Origin of the sequence: Pseudoalteromonas sp. Xi13 (assembly GCF_003952205.1) — a bacterium.
In the GTDB taxonomy this organism is placed as follows: domain Bacteria; phylum Pseudomonadota; class Gammaproteobacteria; order Enterobacterales; family Alteromonadaceae; genus Pseudoalteromonas; species Pseudoalteromonas atlantica.
Map to the genome: position 1 here is coordinate 284,955 of NZ_CP034439.1, position 21,189 is coordinate 306,143.

Below are 21,189 nucleotides of genomic sequence, written 5' to 3' on the forward strand. Positions count from 1 at the left end.
TACAAGCTTGTAAAAAGGGCGGATTTTTTTATTTTTTTCAGTAGTAATTTTAATTTCAGGAGCTATTTAAATGGCAACTATTAACCAGCTAGTGCGTAAGCCACGTCGTAGCAAGGTTACTAAAAGTAACTCAGCTGCGCTTAAAGCGTGTCCGCAAAAGCGTGGTGTATGTACTCGCGTATATACAACTACACCTAAGAAACCAAACTCAGCGTTACGTAAAGTAGCTCGTGTACGTTTAACTAACGGTTTCGAAGTAACATCATACATCGGTGGTGAAGGTCATAACCTTCAAGAGCACAGTGTAATCCTAATCCGTGGTGGTCGTGTTAAAGATTTACCAGGTGTGCGTTTTCACACTGTACGTGGTGCACTTGACTGTGCAGGCGTTAGCGACCGTCGTCAAGCTCGTTCTAAATACGGTGCAAAACGCCCTAAAGGCTAATTGTTTTCCGTTAGTAAGGCCAAGCACTAAATATTATTAATTATTGTTTTGGGTGATTGTTCCAAAAGGACAAACCTGAATAAACCGGAGATACAAAATGCCTAGAAGACGCGTAATAGGTCAACGTAAAATTCTTCCAGATCCTAAGTTCGGATCGGAACTTCTTGCTAAATTCGTTAACATCGTAATGTTAGACGGCAAGAAATCTACTGCTGAAAAAATTGTTTATGGTGCGCTAGACGTGGCTGCTGAGAAATCAGGCAAGTCGCACCTAGAAATCTTTGAATCTGCACTTGATAACATCCGTCCACAGGTAGAGGTTAAATCTCGCCGTGTTGGTGGTTCAACTTATCAAGTTCCAGTTGAAGTACGTCCAGTACGTCGCAACGCATTAGGTATGCGTTGGTTAGTAGACGCTGCACGTAAGCGTGGCGAAAAATCTATGGGCTTACGTTTAGCTCAAGAAATCGTTGACGCTGCTGACAACAAAGGCACTGCGGTTAAGAAACGTGAAGACGTTCACCGTATGGCTGAAGCGAATAAAGCATTCGCACATTACCGTTGGTAATCTGTCCTTAACCTTTAAGAGGATCATATGGCACGTACAACTCCACTTGAGCGCTACCGTAATATCGGCATAGTAGCTCACGTAGATGCAGGCAAAACCACCACAACAGAACGTGTTCTGTTCTACACAGGTCTTTCTCATAAGATCGGTGAAGTACATGATGGCGCCGCAACTATGGATTGGATGGAGCAGGAACAAGAGCGTGGTATCACAATCACTTCTGCTGCAACAACGTGTTTCTGGAAAGGGATGGACGCGCAATTTGACGACCATCGTATCAATATTATTGATACTCCAGGACACGTAGATTTCACTATCGAAGTAGAGCGTTCTTTACGTGTACTTGATGGTGCGGTAGTTGTTCTTTGTGCTTCATCAGGTGTACAGCCGCAAACTGAGACAGTTTGGCGCCAAGCGAACAAATACGAAGTTCCAAGAATGATCTTCGTAAATAAAATGGATCGCACCGGCGCTGACTTCTTAACGGTTGTAGACCAGGTGAAATCTCGTCTTGGAGCAACGCCTGTTCCAATCCAGTTGCCAATTGGCGCTGAAGACGACTTTAAAGGTGTTATTGACCTTATAAAAATGAAAGCCATTAACTGGAACGAAGCGGACCAGGGTATGACTTTCTCTTATGAGGCAATACCGGCAGAACTTCAAGAGCTCGCTCAAGAATGGCACTCTCATTTAGTTGAAAGTGCAGCTGAAGCCTCTGAAGAACTAATGGATAAGTACTTAGAAGGTGAAGAGTTAAGTGAAGCAGAGATTAAATCTGCCTTACGTCAACGCACATTAGCGAACGAAATTGTTCCCATTACGTGTGGTAGTGCATTTAAAAACAAAGGCGTTCAAGCTGTGCTTGATGGCGTTGTTGAATACATGCCTGCACCAACACAAGTGAAACAAATCCAAGGTATCCTAGAAAATGGAACTGAGGAAGAACGTCCAGCTGATGATAAAGCGCCGTTTGCTGCACTTGCATTTAAAATTGCAACAGACCCGTTTGTTGGCACTTTAACCTTTTTCCGTGTTTACTCTGGTACTGTTAAACAGGGTGACGCGGTTTATAACCCAGTTAAAAGTAAGCGTGAGCGATTTGGTCGTATCGTACAGATGCATTCAAACTCACGTGAAGAGATCAAAGAAGTTTACGCAGGCGATATTGCGGCAGCTATTGGTCTTAAAGACGTAACAACAGGTGAGACACTGTGTGATCCGAACTCTATCATTACGCTAGAGCGTATGGAGTTCCCAGAGCCAGTTATCTCTGTTGCGGTTGAGCCTCGCACAATCGCTGACCAAGATAAGATGGGTGTTGCACTAGGTAAACTAGCCGCAGAAGATCCGTCTTTTCGTGTACAAACTGACGAAGAATCAGGCCAGACTATAATCTCTGGTATGGGTGAACTTCACCTTGATATCATTGTCGACCGTATGAAACGTGAATTCAGTGTTGAATGTAACGTTGGTAAGCCGCAGGTTGCATACCGAGAAGCTATTCGTTCAACTGTTGAAGTTGAAGGGAAGTTTGTACGTCAATCAGGTGGTCGTGGTCAATATGGTCACGTCTGGGTTAAACTTGAACCGATGGATATTTCGGATGATGAAGCACCAATTTATGAGTTCGTTAACGAAACTGTAGGTGGTTCGGTTCCAAAAGAATTTATCCCTGCGGTAGACAAAGGTATCCAAGAGCAAATGTCTCAAGGTGTACTGGCAGGCTACCCATTACTTGGCGTTAAAGCGACTTTATATGATGGTTCATTCCATGATGTAGACTCGAATGAAATGGCATTTAAAATTGCAGGTTCAATGGCAATGAAAGCTGGGGCGCTTAAAGCTGACCCTGTACTTTTAGAGCCAATGATGAAGGTTGAAGTAATCACTCCTGACTCAAACATGGGTGATGTAGTTGGCGACTTAAACCGTCGTCGCGGCATAATCGAAGGCATGGAAGATGCAATAGGTGGACTTAAGCAAGTTAATGCTCAGGTTCCTCTTTCTGAAATGTTTGGTTATGCAACTGCTTTACGATCTGCAACACAGGGCCGTGCTTCTTACTCTATGGAGTTTTTGAAGTACGCTGAAGCCTCTAAAAATGTTGCAGATACAATAATTTCAGCTCGCGCTGTTATATGATTTTAGCTTGTCTGGCTCAATAGTGAGTCAGGCTTTAATTTCTTAATTAGGAATTTTTTAAGATGGCAAAAGAAAAGTTTGAACGCGTAAAACCGCACGTAAACGTTGGTACAATCGGCCACGTTGACCACGGTAAAACTACACTAACTGCAGCAATCACTAACGTACTTGCAAAAGTATACGGCGGTGTTGCTAAAGATTTCGCATCAATCGATAACGCTCCAGAAGAGCGCGAGCGTGGTATCACAATCTCAACTTCTCACGTTGAGTACGATACACCAACTCGTCACTACGCACACGTAGATTGTCCTGGACACGCCGATTATGTTAAAAACATGATCACTGGTGCTGCTCAAATGGACGGCGCTATCTTAGTAGTAGCTGCGACTGACGGCCCTATGCCACAAACGCGTGAGCACATCCTACTTTCTCGTCAGGTTGGCGTACCTTACATCGTTGTATTCATGAACAAATGTGACATGGTTGACGACGAAGAGCTACTTGAGCTAGTAGAAATGGAAGTTCGTGAACTTCTTTCTGAGTACGACTTCCCAGGTGATGACTTACCACTAATTCAAGGTTCTGCTCTTAAAGCACTTGAAGGCGAAAAGCAGTGGGAAGACAAGATCGTTGAGCTTGCAGAAGCACTAGATTCTTACATCCCAGAGCCAGAGCGTGACATCGATAAGCCATTCATCATGCCTATCGAAGACGTTTTCTCAATCCAAGGCCGTGGTACAGTAGTAACTGGTCGTGTTGAAGCTGGTATCATCAACGTGAACGACGAAGTTGAAATCGTTGGTATTAAGGAGACTACTAAGTCTACTTGTACTGGTGTTGAAATGTTCCGTAAGCTTCTTGACGAAGGTCGTGCTGGTGAGAACATTGGTGCACTTTTACGTGGTACTAAGCGTGAAGACGTTGAACGTGGTCAAGTACTAGCTAAGCCTGGTTCAATCAACCCACACACTACATTCACTTCAGAAGTATACGTACTTTCTAAAGATGAAGGTGGTCGTCATACTCCTTTCTTCAAAGGTTACCGTCCACAGTTCTACTTCCGTACAACTGACGTAACAGGTGACGTACAGTTACCAGAAGGCGTAGAAATGGTAATGCCTGGTGATAACGTTAAGATGACAGTAACTCTAATCGCGCCAATCGCGATGGACGAAGGTCTTCGTTTCGCTATCCGTGAAGGTGGCCGTACTGTAGGTGCTGGTGTTGTAGCAACTATCGTAGAGTAATAATTAGCCTAGCTAATTAATACTATAAAAACCCGAGCTTAGCCTCGGGTTTTTTAATGCCTGAAATTTACGTCATGTGAAGGTGGCGCTATTACCTTTAGGCGTAGGTGCAACGTAGCAACGTTCAATGAGTAATAGTTAACGTTTAAGTTAATAAATTTTATAAAAACCCGAGCTTAACCTCGGGTTTTTTAATGCCTGAAGAAAAGTGATTAGTGTTTAGCTATCAGCTTTTAGCTGCTTGGCGTTAATGTAAAGAATGTTGTTTGGGTTGGCTTTACAAAGCCCGAGTAGAAGTGGTCACTGGTGTGTAAGGGGTTTATTGAGTGAATAACTATCGACACTTACAGGGTATTAGCCTAAGCTAAAAATGGCTTAAATTTACGACAGGAAATGGGCGATGAATAATAAAAATAATTATCCGCAAGGTATATTTTGCTGGGCTGAACTGTGTACTCATAATTGGCAAGACGGAAAAGCTTTTTATACCTCGTTGTTTGAATGGGGAGATGACGATCAGCCCATTGGCGATGATGAGTATTACACTATGCTACAAAAGCAAGGTGACGATATTGCTGCCATGTATCAAATGCCTAAAGAGCAAATGGCCTCTATGCCTAGCTACTGGCTTACCTATATTGCCGTAGATGATGTTGATGTATGTGCAATTAAGGCGCAAGAACTCGGTGCGCAAATTATAGCAGGCCCTCACAATGTTATGGATGCAGGGCGTATGTTAACGCTTAAAGACCCAGCCGGAGCCACGGTGGCATTGTGGCAAGGTAAAGAGCATATAGGATGTAAGCGTCCTTGTGAGCTCAACACGCCTTATTGGCATGAAATGGCAACGCGCGATAGTGAAACAAGCCGTGATTTTTACTGTGAACTACTGGGGTGGAAAAGTGAAACAAAACCTATGGAAGGTATGGATTACACCTTGTTTTTAGTTGCAGGTAAGCCCGTAGCAGGCATGCTACAAATGACTGATGAGTGGCCACAAGACGTACCTCCCCATTGGATGATTTACTTCGCCGTGGATAACTGCGATAGCTATGTAAAAAAAGCGGCGACTCTTGGAGGGCAAGTATGTGTACCTGCTACAGATATTCCTGATGTAGGGCGTTTTAGTGTTATTTGCGACCCTCAAGGGGCTGTATTTTCTATTATTGAATCGGCAATGGATGATATTAAAGCTTAGTCATTAACAGGGGGTAGGACTAAATTTTAGACTTTAGTGTGGTTATTTAGGCGCAGTAATTATGTGCTTTTTTGCTATAATGGCGGGTAATTACACCGTCAGTCAGCAAGAGAGCACAATGGAATTTGAACAAGATAGTAAATTAACCTTACCGTTATTTATTTTAAATGAGTCGCTTAGTGAGCGAGATGTAGAAAAGCCCGATTTAGACATTTCATTTGCTCTTGATGATGAGCTACTGACGCAGATATGCCAAAACCCAGCACCCGATAGCAGTATCGCTATTAGTTTAAAAGAGTATGAGCTTGCGCCGCATAGCAGCGAATTTAATGCGTTATTAAACCAAGAGCACGATGCACAAATAACGCTGACCCACGGCCCACTGTTAAGTGTGGTGTTAAATACCCACGACAACCAGACTTTTGTCTCTCCACAAATGGATATGATGCCAACCTTCGACCTGGGTGATGAGGATGAAGAATGAAAAAAATTCTGATCAGCACATTCGTCCTTATTATCCTCAGCGGGTGTGCTTATTTAGGTAATGCTCACTACAACGACTTATTTGGTGATGAACAAACGCAGCAGCGTATAGTACCGCATGATACAGGTGCTGGTGCCGAGTTTTTGCAAGAAGTAAAGCCTGTACTAGATACACGCTGTGTAGTATGCCATGGCTGTTATGATGCGCCTTGTCAGCTAAAGCTTTCTTCCCCTGAAGGGATAGATAGAGGGCTAAGCAAAGAGCTTGTTTATGATGGTACACGGCTATTAGCCACTACACCAAGCCGGTTATTATTTGATGCAACCAGCACTGAGCAATGGCGTAAAAAGGGCTTTACTCCGGTACTTAACGAACGTGACCAAAACCCAGAAGCAAACCTTGCCGGTGGGGTGTTATTTAATTCATTAGTGCTTAAGCAAAGTGCACCGTTACCAGAGAATGAAATTCTTGATGATGAATTTGACTTTTCACTTAGCCGCTCTCAAACGTGCGCCACTATGGGAGAATTCGATCGTTTAGCTGCAGAGCAGCCTCATGGCGGTATGCCTTACGGTTTACCGGGCGTGTCTAGCCAGGAATTTTATCATTTACAAAAGTGGCTTAAAGACGGTGGAAAAATGGCGCATATTAAACCGCCCACCAAAGCCGAGCTAACAAACGTTAAAAACTGGGAAGCGTTTTTAAATCAAGACAGCTTAAAATACCAATTAGCCGCACGTTATATTTACGAGCATTGGTTTTTAGCCCATATTTATTTTGGTTCTGATAAACCACAGAGCTTTTTTAAACTGGTTCGTTCAAGTACGCCGCCAGGCGAAGAAATTAAGCTAATTAATACGCGCCGACCATACGATGACCCTAAAGTAAGCCGTGTGTATTACCGTTTACTACAAGACCGCTCAACTGTTTTATCAAAAACACATTTACCGCTAAAGCTTGATGATGCAAAGCTTGCACGTATTTATGAGCAATTTATAGCTCCCGATTATACGGTTACTAAAATGCCAAGTTATAAGAGCGAGGCGGCATCTAATCCTTTTAAAACGTTTGAAGTAATTCCTATTAATTCTAAGTATCAATTTATGCTTGATGAAGCTGAGCTAATTATTATGGGCTTTATTAAGGGCCCTGTATGCCGCGGCCAAATTGCACTTAATGTGATTAACGATCATTTTTGGGTTGCCTTTGCAGACCCTGAAAAAGTCGCGACTCCAGCAGTGGAAGATATGTTACTTCAGCACGAAGAAGCCCTTGAATTACCTGCAGCAGAAGAAAGCAATGCATTGCCTATCTCTAGCTGGGTTAAATACTCAGTGCGTGAGAAAAAATACTTACAAGCCAAAGTTAAGCTGGCTAACGAGATGTTTAAAAACGGAGAGCATTTAACCACCGACCTATTGTGGAAAGGTGAAGGGCATAACAAAAATGCAGCGCTTACAATATTTCGCCATTTTGATAGTGCCACGGTAGTGAAAGGCTTTATTGGTCAAGAGCCTAAAACTATGTGGGTGTTAGATTATGCGCTATTTGAGCGTATTCATTACTTACTTGTTGCAGGCTTTGATGTATACGGAAATATCGGCCACCAATTAGTGACCCGCCTATACATGGACTTTTTACGTTTAGAGGGTGAGCAAAACTTTTTGGCTTTATTACCTGAAACGAAGCGCCATCAAATTAAAAAAAGCTGGTATAGAAAGTCTCCGCCAAGCTTATCTAAGTTTTTTAAAAACAACCGAGAGTTTAGCCAACCTAGCGGTATTGAATATAAAACGGATGATCCACAACACGAGCTGTATGGGCTAATTAAGCAAACTTTAGCGCCAGTACTGAGTGAGCACTACGACTACACAAAAGTACCCACGCCATTAAATGCACTAAACAATATGCCAGCTAAAGCTATAAATTTATTACCGCAGTTATCGTATATTTTGGTTAAGCAAGACGATGCTTCACATAAAGCTTATACGCTTATTCATCACAACGCGCATTACAATATTTCCAGCTTATTAAATGAAGATGGGCAGCGCGCTTATGATGAAGATACCGCCACCCTAGTGCCAGGCTTTATTGGTGATTACCCTGCGGCTATTTGGTACTTAAATGATCAAAATGAAATGGGTGAATTTGCACAGCTATTACCTATGATGCAAATTGAAGCAGATTATGCTGCATTAAAAGTAAAATTTGGTATTCGTCGCTCACATCCAGAGTTTTGGAAATACAGCGACCTAATGCACCAAGTAGCTAAAGAGTATCGCGGTGTTGAATTTGGTATGTTTGATTACAACCGATTAGAAAATCGCTAACTGGTAATTACAAAAGTGTCGCAAGTATTGCCCTTTTTGCCTCACACTTAATACATTTAGCCCAGTCATGTTACTGGGCTTTTTATTTATATAATTACTAAAGCTGATGTTGAGTTTTCTATATATAGGCTACACTTAAAATAAAAAAGCGGCCTTGTATGTTTAAAATTATTGCCAATGTAAGACAGCGTTACCGATGGGCGCTTATTGCTATTGCTCTGTTAATAAGTGGCTCAGCATTGTTGCTGCAGTATGGCTTTTCTGTACAAAAGTACGATGCCAAAATTATTAATATGGCAGGTAAGCAGCGCATGCTCTCGCAAAAAATTGCTTGGCATAGCAATGCACTTCTTTCATCACGAATCGATGTTGCTACCCATACCAATTCCCTCGAACACTCTCTCGCACAATTTAAAACAGCTCATGAGATATTACTTACCAAGCAAGGTAGTAGTTACCGTTATTTAACGCCAGAATTAGTAAAGTTATACTTTGCTGAGCCAGCTAATCTAGATAGCGAAGTGAATGAATTTATTGCCCAAGCTAGTTGGCTGCTGTACCAAAAAGGCGAGGTAGACACACAGGTGCTCAACGTAGCACATGTAGAAAACCTGCTAGCTAAGCTTGACCGCGCGGTTACTTTATTTGAGCAACATGCAGTGAAAAAAGTTAACCGCGTGTCTAATTTAGAATTGCTGTGCTGGTTAGTCGCCATGGTGTTATTGCTCGTTGAGCTAAGATTTGTGTTTATGCCGATGGAAAAAGAGGTGGAACGCACCTTAACAGCACTTCAAAAACAAAAGGACTTTGTAGCGCAAATGAGCCAAAACAAAGAGCACTTTATTGCCAGAGCAAGCCACGAATTTAGAACACCGTTACAGGGATTAATTACGTCGATTGATGAGCTATCCATCAATGCCGAGCAGCAAAATATTAAAACGCAAGCAAGCTACTGCGCCCTTAGACTTCTATCTATGCTTGATGAGCTACAAGACCTACAAGCACTAAGCACAGGAAAGTGGGCGCCAATTCTTAAAAACGAAAACCTTTTAGAATCCATAAACAAAGTGGTGTTGGCGTATGAGTATGCAGCGCAGCAAAAAGGGCTAACATTAATCACTCATTTTGATGAGTCTCTTAATTGTTTTTGTAAGTTAGATCATCAGCGCTTACAGCATGTATTAACCGAGCTAATTAGCAATGCAATAAAGTTTACCGACAAGGGCGAGGTTGAAGTTGCTGCAAACATGCAAAACTCGCAATTACAATTAACCGTTAATGATAGTGGGTGTGGTTTTTCTAGCGAAATAACAGAACTAGAGTTTGACTCATTTAAACAAACTAACCACTTTCAAGGCTTAAGAACGGGATTAACACGGGCGCAGTATGTTGTTAAAGCGCTGCATGGTTCGCTTTCATTTAAAAACAACGCAGCGAGTGGCGCTCATGTTACGCTTAACTTGCCGATTGAGATTACTAACCAGCAAACAGAAAGAGAAGTCGAAAAAAAGCTTTTTTGCCTTGTGGTTGAAGACAACGAATTAAACACCTTGTTACTCACACGTATTTTGGCAACGTTAGGTGTGGACTATGAATGCGTTGTAAATGGCCTAGAAGCCTGCGAAAAGGTAGGTAAGGCTGACTATGATGTGGTGTTTATGGATTTAAATATGCCGGTCATGGATGGCTTTGAAGCGACTAAAAAAATACGCAAAGAGCTAAATAAAACCATGCCCATAATCGTTGTTACAGCAAATACCTCAGCCGAAGACATGGACTTAATTTATGAATATGGCGCGAGTGAGCATATTCATAAACCCATAAGTAAACAGGCAGTCGCTGATGCATTGGTAAATGTATGCATAGCTAATGAAATAAATTAATACGCAATTAAATACGCTTGCTAAAGCAATTTACTATACGTTAAGTTGTTTATTTAGCTTATGGTGAAGGCAGTATTGTGCAAAGTATTGTATTTGAACAATTTAGTGGTTATTTAAAAGGGCAAGGTAAAAGCCGTTACACAATTAATGACTTAAGTTGGCAAGTGAATGCTGGTGAGCACTGGCTATTATTAGGCGCTAATGGCGCAGGTAAATCGGCATTGAGCGCCGCATTAACGGGTGAAGCTAAGCAGCAAAGTGGTACTTTTAAAAGTACCTTTAATAGCACGCAGCTTGTGTCATCTGATGTGCAAAAGCAGTTAATCAAAAACGAAATCGAGCATGAACATCACAGCTTAGTAAAAGATTTTATTTTCCCTCAAAATAGTAGCTACAACCATAAGCTACGTACAAAACTAATAGATGCCTTTAATTACAGCGCCCCTTTAGAGAGGCATTTTAGAGATCTTTCTACCGGCGAAACCCGTAAACTTCTACTTATAAATGCGCTAAGTAGTCATGCTGATTTAGTGGTACTAGATGAGCCATATGATGGCTTAGATAAACATTCGTGTGAGGTGCTAAACACTTTATTAGAAACGCTTAGCTCAACAATTAACTTTGTGTTTGTGTTAAATAGGCTTGATGAAATCCCGCCGTTTATTACTCATTACGCTTATGTAAATCAGGGGCAGTTGCAGCATGTACTTAATAATCCAAACGCAGAGCAACGTGCTGACTTGCTTAAACTACTGCATTTAACCCATACCGCTTTAGAAATACCTCAACCGGATGACTCCCAAGGCCGTGCAGAGTATACCGCCGATACATTGGTTAAGCTTAGTAATACAAAGGTTAGCTACGCTGGGGTTGATGTATTTAAAAATCTCAATTGGCAAATTAATAAACATCAACATTGGCAATTGAGTGGTAAAAATGGCTCAGGTAAAACCTGCTTATTAAATTTAATAACTGGCGATAACCCTCAATGCTACAGCAATGATATTCAGGTATTTGGTTTTAAGCGCGGAAGTGGTGAAAGTATTTGGGATATAAAACAGCATATTGGCTATATATCAAATGCACTGCATATGGATTATCGAGTAAGTATATCGGCATTGAATACGGTTATTTCTGGGTTTTACGACAGCATTGGCTTATATCAAAAGCCAACAGAGTCACAGGTAAATACAGCTAAGCAATGGTTAGCGCTGATTGGGTTAAGCGATAAACAAAATAGCTCATTTACGCAGCTTTCATACGGCGATCAGCGCATGCTATTAATAGTGCGTGCTATGGTAAAACACCCCACGTTACTTATTTTAGATGAACCTTGTTTGGGGCTTGATGAAGCAAATAGACAGCGAGTACTAATATTAATAGAGAAAATTTGTGCCGCAAATACCAGCACCGTTATTTATGTAAATCACCATGCGGCAGACAAAATTAAAGGGATTGAGCATTACTTAAAAATGGAAGATTTTAATTAAAGGCTGGGCTGAATATGCCCAACCTTTAACGCCACGTTATAGGCGAGTAATGGTAAAGCCTGCATCAGTTAACTGTTTAATTAAACCATGCTGCTCTGGTAAGTGCAGCGCGCCTACAGCAATAAATAGTTTTTCGTTAGTTAAGCGAGGCACTAATTGCTCCACCCATTTATTATTACGATTAACTAGCATAACTTGCTCGCTTATTTCACCGTAGTTACTCTCGTCAAAACTCATGTTGTAGTATTCAGTCAGCGTATTCATATCACCATTTTTCCAGGCGTTTACTAACTTAATAAAATAAGTATTAATATCGGCAAGCTGTTCAAACGTTTCTTCAATCATTTCATTACTGAGCAAAGCCATGCCATCAAACATTTGCAGTTGCTGCTCTAGCGTTTCTAACTCTCCAATCGTGATATTTTGCTTTTTAGCGTAAGCAAGTACTTGCTTGTCTATGCCTGTTTGGTCAGAAAACCCTGCATTTTGAAATTCAATTTGCATCATGGTTACCATTACAGCCCAAGGTTTGAGGCCATTAAACATAGCTATATCAATCGATTTTTTAGCAAAGTAGTCTTTAAGCTTATTGTAGTTTTGTTTTGAGAGTTCTGTTTGTAATGTTTTGCCATCTTTAAGCATCATAAAGGGCATTGAACGCTGCTGCATTTGCAAAGGCGTGAGTTTACTAATATCTACTTCAACAACAACTTGCTCGCTTTGATCTATAGCCGTAGTTACTTTTTCTGGTAAGCCTTTCATGCTGGCATCGCCTACGTGAACCGTGCCAAACAAGTAAGAGCTAGTACCGTTTTTTTCTACTTTAAATAATGCCGGCGCTGCGACACTATTAAAACTAGTTGCTATAAAAAGTGCCAGTATAAAGAACTGACTAATTCGAGAGAGGGCTTGCATGGTTTGTCCTTAAATCTAATTGAGTTGCCTAAATACTAGCTTAAATTAAAGCGCTTTAATAAACCTATTTGGTTATATTAAACACTTTTAAATGCGCTTATGAGTTTAGTTGCACTAGGGCACCTTATTTAAATAGGGTGAATGTAATTGAGTGGTGCGTAATAGGGCTTGCGGAGTAAACCTGCCTAATTAGCAAAGTTTTAAGTTATTTACCGTGCTGCGCTGTTATTTGTACTACAATGTATCAAAAATTAATCAAGCCCTATATGGCTATTATGGGGCTAGTGAATTTACTTGATGCAAATTAAGGTATAAATTTTTCATTTAAGCCTTTTGTTGTGAATTTAAAATCCGTTTAAAGTCGCTTTTTGCTCTTTTGTTGAATTAAGTTTGGTGTTGACTTACTCGCCTCAGCGCGGTACAAATACATATACAGAGCGAAGAGTATTACTTCGTAACAAATGAACACATTTTGGTATTAATTACATGCTTACAAATGCACTTAACCTAGTCCTGATTATTATCGTGGTGATTATTCCCGCGAGGGCTTCGTAGTGCTATAAACTTAAGCATTAAAAAGCCCTCCGCACCTAACCGTTCGGAGGGCTTTTTAGTTTTAAGCACAAAGTTTTAAAGATTTTAGCTATAAGTTTTTTAAGTAAGTAGGTAATTGGGTTGTCACTGAGGAATGAGGATTAATTAATGACAGGCGCAGAACTAACAATCGATTTATTAGCCAAGCACGGCGTAAATGAAGTATTTGGCTACCCTGGCGGAGCTATTATGCCCATTTACGATGCGCTCTATGGCGCGCCTGTAAAGCATTACCTTACTCGCCATGAGCAAGGTGCTGGCTTTGCCGCAGTGGGTTATGCTCGCAGCACAGGCAAATTAGGCGTTTGTTTTGCTACCTCAGGCCCAGGCGCTACTAACTTAATAACAGCACTTGCCGATGCAATGATGGACTCAGTGCCATTATTAGCAATTACAGGCCAAGTACCGACAGCCGCTATTGGCTCAGATGCATTTCAAGAAGTCGATGTACTAGGTATGTCACTGTCGTGTACTAAACATAGCTACATGGTAGAGCGCCCAGAAGACTTAGCTGAAATATTACAAGAAGCCATGCATTTAGCTCAAAGTGGTCGCCCAGGCCCAGTGCTTGTAGATATTCCAAAAGATATTCAAATGGCGCAAGTGCCTTTTAAACCTTGGTTAGCTGCTGATGAATATTTACCACAGCTTGATTTAAACCAAGTGGCCATTGCAAACCAGTTATTAACTGAAGCAAAGCAGCCAGTAGCGTATGTAGGTGGTGGCGTTCAAGCCGCCGATGCGCAAAATGAGTTAATGCAGTTTTTAAACAAAACACAAATGCCAGCGGTATCAACATTAAAAGCGCTAGGCAGTGTGTTACCAGATTACGAGCACTACTTAGGAATGCTAGGCATGCACGGCACACAAGCGGCTAACATAGCAGTACAAGAGTGTGATGTACTTGTATGTATAGGCGCGCGCTTTGATGACCGCGTAACGGGTAACTTAGCCAAATTTGCAGCCAAAGCAAAAGTAATTCACTTAGACATTGACGCGGCCGAAGTAGGTAAACGCAAACCTGCTAAAGCGTCCTTAATTGCTGATCTAAAAACCTCATTACCCGCACTTGAGTGTGTTGTAACACCTAAAGCATGGTGCGATACAAATAAGCTCATGAGCGAAAAACACGCGTGGCGTTATGACTACCCAGGCGAAAAAGTATTTGCTCCGTATTTATTGAACCAGTTAAGCCAGCGTATGCCAAAAACAGGCGTAGTGTGCTGCGATGTAGGCCAGCACCAAATGTGGGTGGCGCAACATATGAAATTTAACCACCCAAGTAATCACTTAAGTAGTGGTGGCGCAGGCACTATGGGCTTTGGTTTACCCGCGGCTATTGGCGCGCAAGTAGCACGCCCAGACAATTTTGTAATAACGGTGTCGGGTGATGGCTCAATCATGATGAACATTCAAGAGCTTGCCACTATACGTCGTAACAATTTACCAGTAAAAATACTAATATTAGATAACCAACGCTTAGGTATGGTTCGTCAATGGCAGGAACTGTTTTTTGAAGGGCGTTACTCTGAAACCAATCTTTCAGATAACCCTGACTTTGTTCAGTTAGCGGCGGTATTTGGTATTCCTGGGCAAACTATTACTAAAGCCAACGAAGTAGACGATGCAATCACTGCACTGGTAAACAGCGAAGGGCCGTATATTTTACATGCCTGTATAGATGATAAAGAAAACGTATGGCCGCTTGTACCACCAGGGGCTGCAAATGACGAAATGATTACGGAGAAAGCACAATGAAACACAGCTTAACTATTGCATTGAAAAACCAAAGTATTGCGGTGGAGCGCTTTTTACGTGTTGTGCGTCACCGTGGTTTTGACCTTACGCATTTTCAGCTTAATACCGATGAAGCTCAATATACGATAGCAATGACGGTCGATAGCGATAAGCCTATTCATCTATTAACCAGCCAGCTAAATAAGTTGGTAGACGTGAAAGAAATCAGCTTAGAAAACTTACAGCAACAAGCAGTGTAACTGCTAACGAAACACATTTACGCGTTACTGAATATAACCATCAGTAACTCAACAATTTTTAGAATGAGGAATGCCCGCTTACACAGCGGCAAAACAGAGGTAACTATGGCTAAATTAAGAAGTGCAACAACAACTGAAGGACGTAAACGCGCAGGCGCACGTGCATTATGGCGCGCAACAGGCATGACCGACACCGACTTTGGTAAACCTATTATTGCTGTAGTTAACTCGTTTACGCAATTTGTACCAGGGCATGTACACCTTAATCAGCTTAGTGAGCTAATGGCTGAAACAATCACGCAAGCGGGCGGCGTTCCAAAAGAATTTAATACCATCGCAATTGATGACGGCATCGCAATGGGCCACGGTGGTATGCTTTACTCACTGCCTTCTCGCGACTTAATTGCAGACTCTGTTGAGTATATGGTTAACGGCCACTGCGCCGATGCGATGATCTGTATTTCTAACTGTGACAAAATCACCCCAGGGATGATGCTTGCAGCGCTACGTTTAAATATACCGGTTATTTTTGTATCGGGCGGGCCAATGGAAGCGGGTAAAACCAAACTTGCTAACATCGATATTAAACTAGATTTAGTTGATGCCATGGTAAAAGGCGCTGATGAAACAGTAAGTGATGCTGATTCAGAGCAAGTAGAGCGCTCTGCGTGTCCTACCTGTGGCTCGTGTTCGGGTATGTTTACTGCCAACTCAATGAACTGTTTATTAGAGGCTATTGGCCTTGCACTACCGGGTAACGGCACAACGCTTGCAACGCATAAAGATCGTAAGCAACTGTATGTAGAAGCCGGCGCTCGCATTGTTGACTTGTGTCGCGAGTACTACCAAAAAGACAACCACGACGTGTTACCGCGTGCAATTGCAAACAAAACAGCCTTTATGAACTCTATGGTGGTTGATATTGCCATGGGTGGTTCATCTAATACCGTATTGCATTTATTAGCAGCAGCACAAGAAGCCGGTGTAGATTTTGATATGTCGCACATTGATGAGCTTTCTCGTAAAACCCCATTTTTATGTAAAGTAGCCCCAGCTACACCTGAGTACCATATAGAAGATGTGCATCGCGCTGGTGGCATGATGGCAATTGTACGTGAGCTAGGTAAAGCAGGTTTAGTTGATTTATCGGTAAACCACGTAGCGGGTATGACGATGGGTGAGCTTGTTAAAAAGTGGGATGCGACTGATCCTACAAACGAAGCAGCACAAAAGTTTTACCGCGCAGGCCCTGCCGGTATTCGTACTACAAAAGCAATGAGCCAAGAGTGCCGTTGGGATGAAGGCGATAACGACCGAGAGCATGGTTGTATCCGTAGTGTTGAGCATGCCTTTAGACAAGATGGTGGCTTAGCTGTGCTTTCAGGTAATTTAGCGGTTGATGGCTGTATTGTTAAAAGTGCAGGTGTAGTTGACGAAATGCTGCATTTTGAAGGCACTGCCGTGGTGTACGAATCACAAGATGATTCAGTAGAAGGCATTTTAAACGACGAAGTAAAAGCCGGTGATGTTGTGGTTATTCGCTACGAAGGCCCTAAAGGCGGCCCAGGTATGCAAGAAATGCTTTACCCAACGAGCTACTTAAAATCAAAAGGCCTTGCTGAAAAATGTGCCTTGATCACCGATGGTCGTTTCTCGGGCGGCACTTCTGGTTTATCAATTGGCCACGTATCGCCAGAGGCGGCAAGTGGCGGTGCTATTGCGTATGTTGAAAATGGCGACAAAATTATCATTGATATCGCAACACGTGAAATCACCCTTGCATTAAGTGATGAAGAGCTAGAAGCACGTAAACAAAAGCAATTAGCGCGTGGTAAGCAAGCGTATAAGCCGCTTGATCGTGACCGCTATGTATCGTCGGCATTAAAAGCGTATGCATTACTTGCAACCAGTGCCGATAAAGGCGCAGTACGTGATTTAGCCAAACTGGAGGAGCTTAGCTAATTATGGTTTCTCAAGAGCTCGATTATTTTCGCGCTATTATTCAGGCCAATATGGAACCGCTAGCTAAAGTGACTGAGGTCAGCGAAATGCGCGACCTCAGTGATAAATTAGGCAACCATGTTTGGTTAAAGCGTGAAGATCAACAGCCCGTGTATTCGTTTAAGTTACGCGGTGCTTATAATAAATTAAACAAGTTACCAAAAGGGTCTGTTGTTATTACGGCATCTGCGGGTAACCATGCACAAGGTGTGGCGCTTAGTGCTTCACACCTTGGCCATAAAGCCACTATTGTTATGCCAGTTACCACGCCTGAAATAAAAGTAAGTGCGGTACGTGCGCTGGGCGGTGAAGTGGTTTTACATGGCCATCATTTTGATGCTGCAAAAGCACATGCACTTGAACTAACAGAGCAACGCAATGGCGTATTTGTACCGCCTTTTGATGACCCTGACGTAATAGTGGGGCAAGGCACAGTGGCTCGCGAGCTTATGCAGCAACTCAACGAGCTTGATGCGGTATTTATCCCTGTTGGCGGTGGTGGCTTACTTGCTGGTATGGCGGTTTATATCAAATCATTACGCCCCGATATAAAAGTCATTGGCGTAGAAGCTGACGAAAGTGCATGTTTACAAGCCGCGCTTAAAGCGGGCGAGCCTGTTGAACTTGACCGTGTTGGCAGTTTTGCCGATGGCGTAGCGGTTAAAATTATTGGCAGTGAAACATTTCGCTTAGCGCAAAAATTTTGCGATGAAGTTGTAACTGTCAGTGGCGATGAAATTTGTGCCGCCATGCAAGATATTTTTGTCTCTACTCGCGCGATTTCAGAGCCCTCAGGTGCCCTTGCAACCGCAGGGCTGAAAAAGTGGAGCCAGCAATCGGGCTTAAAAGGGCTGCATTTAGCAGCGGTGCTTTCGGGTGCTAACTTAAATTTTGACCGCTTACGTTATGTGGCTGAGCGTACTGCGCTAGGTGAAAAAAACGAAGCACTACTTGCGGTGACCATTAAAGAAGAAAAAGGCAGCTTTAAGCAGTTTTGCACCTCTTTAGGTGGTCGGGCTATTACTGAGTTTAACTACCGCTATGCAGGCCCCGGTGAAGCGCAAATATTTGTAGGTATTGCCCTGCGCCAGGGTGAGCAAGAACTCAACGAGCTAAAACAAGACCTAATTAACAACGACTACCAATTTTGCGATTTATCAGATAACGAACTCGCTAAATTACACGTACGTTATATGGTAGGGGGTAAAGCACCGGAGCAGTTACACGAAAGGTTATTACGGTTTGAATTTCCGGAATACCCAGGAGCCCTTGCGCGCTTTTTAGATACCTTAGGTAGCAATTGGAATATTACTTTATTTCATTATCGCAATCATGGGGGGTCTATCGGAAATGTACTGGCGGGCTTTGCTATTGAGCCAAGCCAATTCGATATCTTTAACGAGCACTTAAATCGCTTAGGTTACAGTGTACAAGATGAAACACATAACCCGTGTTTTACGCAGTTTTTAACCTCTCAGCCACAAAGCCCAAACGTTGACAATCTAGCCTCAGCTTAGGGTTTTTATAAGCAAGTATGCACGTTTGCATGCTTGCTTTATCGTGTGTTTTAAATATAGTTACAGCTAATGACTACTATTTGGAACACCCAGTTGCTTATTAAAGGATTAATATTTGTAATTTTGCTTTTTTGCAGCCAACTAATGGCTCAAGAATCAGTCACCTTACAACTAAAATGGACCCACCAGTTTCAGTTCGCCGGCTATTATATGGCTCAGCAAAAAGGCTACTACAAAGACGCCGGACTTGATGTAACCATACGCGAAGCCAATCCTAAAATGCCTGACACTTTCACGCCTGTAGCAAGTGGAGAAGCCCAGTTTGGCGTAGCGCATTCGGGTATTTTACAACAAAGAGTAAACGGCCAACCGTTTGTAGCAATGGCGGCTATTTTGCAGTTTTCCCCATACTGTTGGATGGTAAAAGACAGCTCTGATATTTTTCACCCCCGCGATTTTACCGCTAAACGTATTACCGAAGTGAGTAAAAAAGACAGTACCGAGCTGCTAGTTATGCTTAAACGCAGCGGTATTGATATTGCTACTTTAGAGGTATACGAAGGCGATGAGCCTGCGCTAAAAGCGTGGCAAGAAAACAAACTTGATGCAATGCAAGTGTATGTCACCACTCAGCCTTACTTTATGACTCAGCAAGGGGTATCGCACCGCCTTATATGCCCACAGCGCTATGGTATGGATGTGTATGGTGATGTGCTATTTACCAGCGAATCAATGCTTAAAAAGCACCCGCAAACGGTCGAAAAGTTTTACCAAGCGAGCTTAAAAGGTTGGCGCTATGCGATGATGAATATGGATGAAGCCATTGCAATTACTCAGCAAGTGTATGCGCCAAACAAAAGTTTTCATCAGCTAGCTTATGAAGCCGAAGTATTGAAAGACTACATAATGCCGCCTACGACCCATTTAGGGAATATGTCGATGGCCAAGTGGCGCTTAATTGCAGATTATTATGGCATTAAGCAAACGCAATTTGACGAGCACAAAGCTGGCTTTGTTTATAAATACCAAGAGCCAGAGCGATTACAACTGTCGTGGATGCTAATAGCCGCCTTTCTTGTGAGTATTATTTCGATCCCCCTTTATTTGCGTTTAATACTTGGAAAAAAATAACCGCTTAATGCTGCTCTGCGCAACTGGTATAATTAAACGTCTTTTTACTATTTTAAGTTGTTATGAACCTAGCTGAGCAGTTTGCAGCACTCGATGCAGTGCTAATGAATACCCGCGAATATTGGCAATGTACAGCATTTGATTTTGATGAATTACCGTGGCCTGAGCTACAAGCGGCGTTAAATAACTTATCAGATGAAGATGTCGCAAGGCTTGATAACGATCAGCAACAGCTTTATCAATTTTTTAGCCCGTTTATTGCCGGGGTAGAGCAGCTACCTGAGCTGTGCAATTTACCAAAAAGCGAGCAGCAACGCGGTGAATACCCGTTTTGGATAAGTAACGGTATTAAAGGGCGTAAGTTTGAGCAACTGCAAGACTTTGTTTCAGCATTAACGAGTAACACACAGCCTGTACTTGAATGGTGCGCAGGTAAAGGGCATTTAGGCCGAATGCTTGCTTATAACGGCGCGCAAAGCGTGCACAGTGTTGAGCTACAAGGGCATCTTTGCGAGCAAGGAGAGCACAGTGCACGCAAGCAAGGTTTAGCGATGAAATTTAGCCAAGCTAATGTACTTGAAGATGAAACACGCCATTTTTTTAATACCGACACACATGCGGTGGCACTGCATGCATGTGGCGCACTGCACCAAACATTTATGCAACACGCCAGCGCCGCTAGGGTAAAACGTATTAGTTTTTCGCCGTGCTGTTATCACTTATTTACCGATAGTCGTTATCAGGCAATGAGTGAGCTTGCCCTTGCTAGTAAGCTTAATTTAACGCACCGCGATCTAAAACTGGCGCTGCAAGAAACAGTTACAGCCCCTTCACGTGTAGCTAAAATACGAAAAACTGAGGTGGAATGGCGCTTAGGGTTTGACGCACTTCGAAAGTCACTCACTCATGAACAATATTACGTGAGTGTGCCTTCAGTTAACAAAGCCGTGTTTTCTGATACGTTTGCACAGTTTTGCGCTTGGGCGGGGGATAAAAAGTCTATAATTATCCCTCAAGACACTGATTACGATAAGTTTTTATTAATTGGTAAGGCGCGTAAAAAAGTAACAGAGCGAATCGAACTGGTTCGACATGTGTTTAGAAGAGCAATAGAAGTTTGGCTTGTGCTCGATCGTGCTTTATATTTGCAACAGCAAGGTTATCACGTTTCAGTTACTACCTTTTGTGAGAAACAATTAACTCCTCGCAATATTTTAATTCTTGCAAACACCAACTAAAAAGGCGCT

Annotated in this window: 16 protein-coding genes; 15 read left to right on the plus strand and 1 reads right to left on the minus strand. The window is 42.4% G+C overall.

The annotated features are described in order from the left end of the window. The first annotated feature begins 70 nt into the window (after positions 1-70). The 9 genes from rpsL (at position 71) to EJ103_RS01360 (ending at position 11,787) form a co-directional block, all read left to right on the plus strand. Positions 71-445 carry a 30S ribosomal protein S12 gene (gene rpsL / locus EJ103_RS01320; protein ID WP_002958885.1) on the plus strand — a complete coding sequence of 125 codons (375 nt, stop codon included), beginning with the start codon at positions 71-73 and terminating at the stop codon, positions 443-445. Between the two features lie 97 nt (positions 446-542). Next, the gene (gene rpsG / locus EJ103_RS01325) at positions 543-1,013 is read left to right on the plus strand and encodes a 30S ribosomal protein S7 (protein WP_004588211.1); all 471 of its coding nucleotides are present in this window, start codon (positions 543-545) and stop codon (positions 1,011-1,013) included. A 27-nt stretch (positions 1,014-1,040) separates the two neighbouring features. Then, positions 1,041-3,155 carry an elongation factor G gene (gene fusA / locus EJ103_RS01330; protein ID WP_126005591.1) on the plus strand — a complete coding sequence of 705 codons (2,115 nt, stop codon included), beginning with the start codon at positions 1,041-1,043 and terminating at the stop codon, positions 3,153-3,155. Between the two features lie 62 nt (positions 3,156-3,217). After that, positions 3,218-4,402 (plus strand): elongation factor Tu, encoded by a 1,185-nt coding sequence (tuf, locus tag EJ103_RS01335; RefSeq protein ID WP_004589660.1) that lies wholly within the window; start codon positions 3,218-3,220, stop codon positions 4,400-4,402. Between the two features lie 400 nt (positions 4,403-4,802). Beyond that, positions 4,803-5,600 carry a VOC family protein gene (locus EJ103_RS01340; RefSeq protein WP_126005593.1) on the plus strand — a complete coding sequence of 266 codons (798 nt, stop codon included), beginning with the start codon at positions 4,803-4,805 and terminating at the stop codon, positions 5,598-5,600. Positions 5,601-5,718: 118 nt separating this feature from the next. Continuing rightward, positions 5,719-6,084 (plus strand): hypothetical protein, encoded by a 366-nt coding sequence (locus tag EJ103_RS01345; RefSeq protein WP_029774302.1) that lies wholly within the window; start codon positions 5,719-5,721, stop codon positions 6,082-6,084. Next, complete coding sequence (locus tag EJ103_RS01350) at positions 6,081-8,414, plus strand: fatty acid cis/trans isomerase (RefSeq protein ID WP_126005595.1); 2,334 nt, start codon at positions 6,081-6,083, stop codon at positions 8,412-8,414. Before EJ103_RS01345 ends, EJ103_RS01350 begins: the two co-directional genes overlap by 4 nt. Before the next feature lie 158 nt (positions 8,415-8,572). After that, positions 8,573-10,297 (plus strand): response regulator, encoded by a 1,725-nt coding sequence (locus EJ103_RS01355; RefSeq protein WP_126005597.1) that lies wholly within the window; start codon positions 8,573-8,575, stop codon positions 10,295-10,297. A 77-nt stretch (positions 10,298-10,374) separates the two neighbouring features. Beyond that, positions 10,375-11,787: an ATP-binding cassette domain-containing protein gene (locus tag EJ103_RS01360; RefSeq protein ID WP_126005599.1), complete on the plus strand. Its 1,413-nt coding sequence runs from the start codon at positions 10,375-10,377 to the stop codon at positions 11,785-11,787. Between the two features lie 36 nt (positions 11,788-11,823). Here EJ103_RS01360 and EJ103_RS01365 read toward each other — a convergent pair whose 3' ends face one another. Further along, entirely contained in the window at positions 11,824-12,702 is an 879-nt protein-coding gene (locus tag EJ103_RS01365; RefSeq protein ID WP_126005601.1) for a TraB/GumN family protein, read from the minus strand. A gap of 702 nt (positions 12,703-13,404) precedes the next feature. On the opposite strand from EJ103_RS01365, the gene ilvG reads away from it, so the two are divergent. The 6 genes from ilvG to EJ103_RS01395 all read left to right on the plus strand — a co-directional run bounded on the left by ilvG (position 13,405) and on the right by EJ103_RS01395 (position 21,180). After that, positions 13,405-15,054, plus strand: a complete 1,650-nt coding sequence (ilvG, locus tag EJ103_RS01370; protein WP_126005603.1) for an acetolactate synthase 2 catalytic subunit — start codon at positions 13,405-13,407, stop codon at positions 15,052-15,054. Beyond that, positions 15,051-15,293, plus strand: coding sequence for an acetolactate synthase 2 small subunit (gene ilvM, locus EJ103_RS01375; RefSeq protein ID WP_004589295.1), 243 nt, complete (start codon positions 15,051-15,053; stop codon positions 15,291-15,293). The genes ilvG and ilvM overlap by 4 nt, the downstream gene beginning before the upstream one ends. A gap of 105 nt (positions 15,294-15,398) precedes the next feature. Continuing rightward, positions 15,399-17,255, plus strand: a complete 1,857-nt coding sequence (ilvD, locus tag EJ103_RS01380; RefSeq protein ID WP_024032149.1) for a dihydroxy-acid dehydratase — start codon at positions 15,399-15,401, stop codon at positions 17,253-17,255. A gap of 2 nt (positions 17,256-17,257) precedes the next feature. After that, entirely contained in the window at positions 17,258-18,811 is a 1,554-nt protein-coding gene (ilvA, locus tag EJ103_RS01385) for a threonine ammonia-lyase, biosynthetic (protein ID WP_126005605.1), read from the plus strand. A gap of 144 nt (positions 18,812-18,955) precedes the next feature. Next, positions 18,956-19,942, plus strand: a complete 987-nt coding sequence (locus EJ103_RS01390; RefSeq protein ID WP_126005607.1) for an ABC transporter substrate-binding protein — start codon at positions 18,956-18,958, stop codon at positions 19,940-19,942. Positions 19,943-20,004: 62 nt separating this feature from the next. Beyond that, on the plus strand, positions 20,005-21,180 hold the full coding sequence (locus tag EJ103_RS01395; protein ID WP_126005609.1) for a methyltransferase: 1,176 nt from the start codon (positions 20,005-20,007) through the stop codon (positions 21,178-21,180). Positions 21,181-21,189 lie beyond the last annotated feature (9 nt).

What these genes read in the sequence shown, in the direction of transcription:
- rpsL (WP_002958885.1), top strand. Translation starts at nt 71, where the DNA reads ATGGCAACTATTAACCAGCTAGTGCGTAAGCCACGTCGTAGCAAGGTT.
- rpsG (WP_004588211.1), top strand. Translation starts at nt 543, where the DNA reads ATGCCTAGAAGACGCGTAATAGGTCAACGTAAAATTCTTCCAGATCCT.
- fusA (WP_126005591.1), top strand. Translation starts at nt 1,041, where the DNA reads ATGGCACGTACAACTCCACTTGAGCGCTACCGTAATATCGGCATAGTA.
- tuf (WP_004589660.1), top strand. Translation starts at nt 3,218, where the DNA reads ATGGCAAAAGAAAAGTTTGAACGCGTAAAACCGCACGTAAACGTTGGT.
- EJ103_RS01340 (WP_126005593.1), top strand. Translation starts at nt 4,803, where the DNA reads ATGAATAATAAAAATAATTATCCGCAAGGTATATTTTGCTGGGCTGAA.
- EJ103_RS01345 (WP_029774302.1), top strand. Translation starts at nt 5,719, where the DNA reads ATGGAATTTGAACAAGATAGTAAATTAACCTTACCGTTATTTATTTTA.
- EJ103_RS01350 (WP_126005595.1), top strand. Translation starts at nt 6,081, where the DNA reads ATGAAAAAAATTCTGATCAGCACATTCGTCCTTATTATCCTCAGCGGG.
- EJ103_RS01355 (WP_126005597.1), top strand. Translation starts at nt 8,573, where the DNA reads ATGTTTAAAATTATTGCCAATGTAAGACAGCGTTACCGATGGGCGCTT.
- EJ103_RS01365 (WP_126005601.1), bottom strand. Translation starts at nt 12,702, where the DNA reads ATGCAAGCCCTCTCTCGAATTAGTCAGTTCTTTATACTGGCACTTTTT.
- ilvG (WP_126005603.1), top strand. Translation starts at nt 13,405, where the DNA reads ATGACAGGCGCAGAACTAACAATCGATTTATTAGCCAAGCACGGCGTA.
- ilvM (WP_004589295.1), top strand. Translation starts at nt 15,051, where the DNA reads ATGAAACACAGCTTAACTATTGCATTGAAAAACCAAAGTATTGCGGTG.
- ilvD (WP_024032149.1), top strand. Translation starts at nt 15,399, where the DNA reads ATGGCTAAATTAAGAAGTGCAACAACAACTGAAGGACGTAAACGCGCA.
- ilvA (WP_126005605.1), top strand. Translation starts at nt 17,258, where the DNA reads ATGGTTTCTCAAGAGCTCGATTATTTTCGCGCTATTATTCAGGCCAAT.
- EJ103_RS01390 (WP_126005607.1), top strand. Translation starts at nt 18,956, where the DNA reads ATGGCTCAAGAATCAGTCACCTTACAACTAAAATGGACCCACCAGTTT.
- EJ103_RS01395 (WP_126005609.1), top strand. Translation starts at nt 20,005, where the DNA reads ATGAACCTAGCTGAGCAGTTTGCAGCACTCGATGCAGTGCTAATGAAT.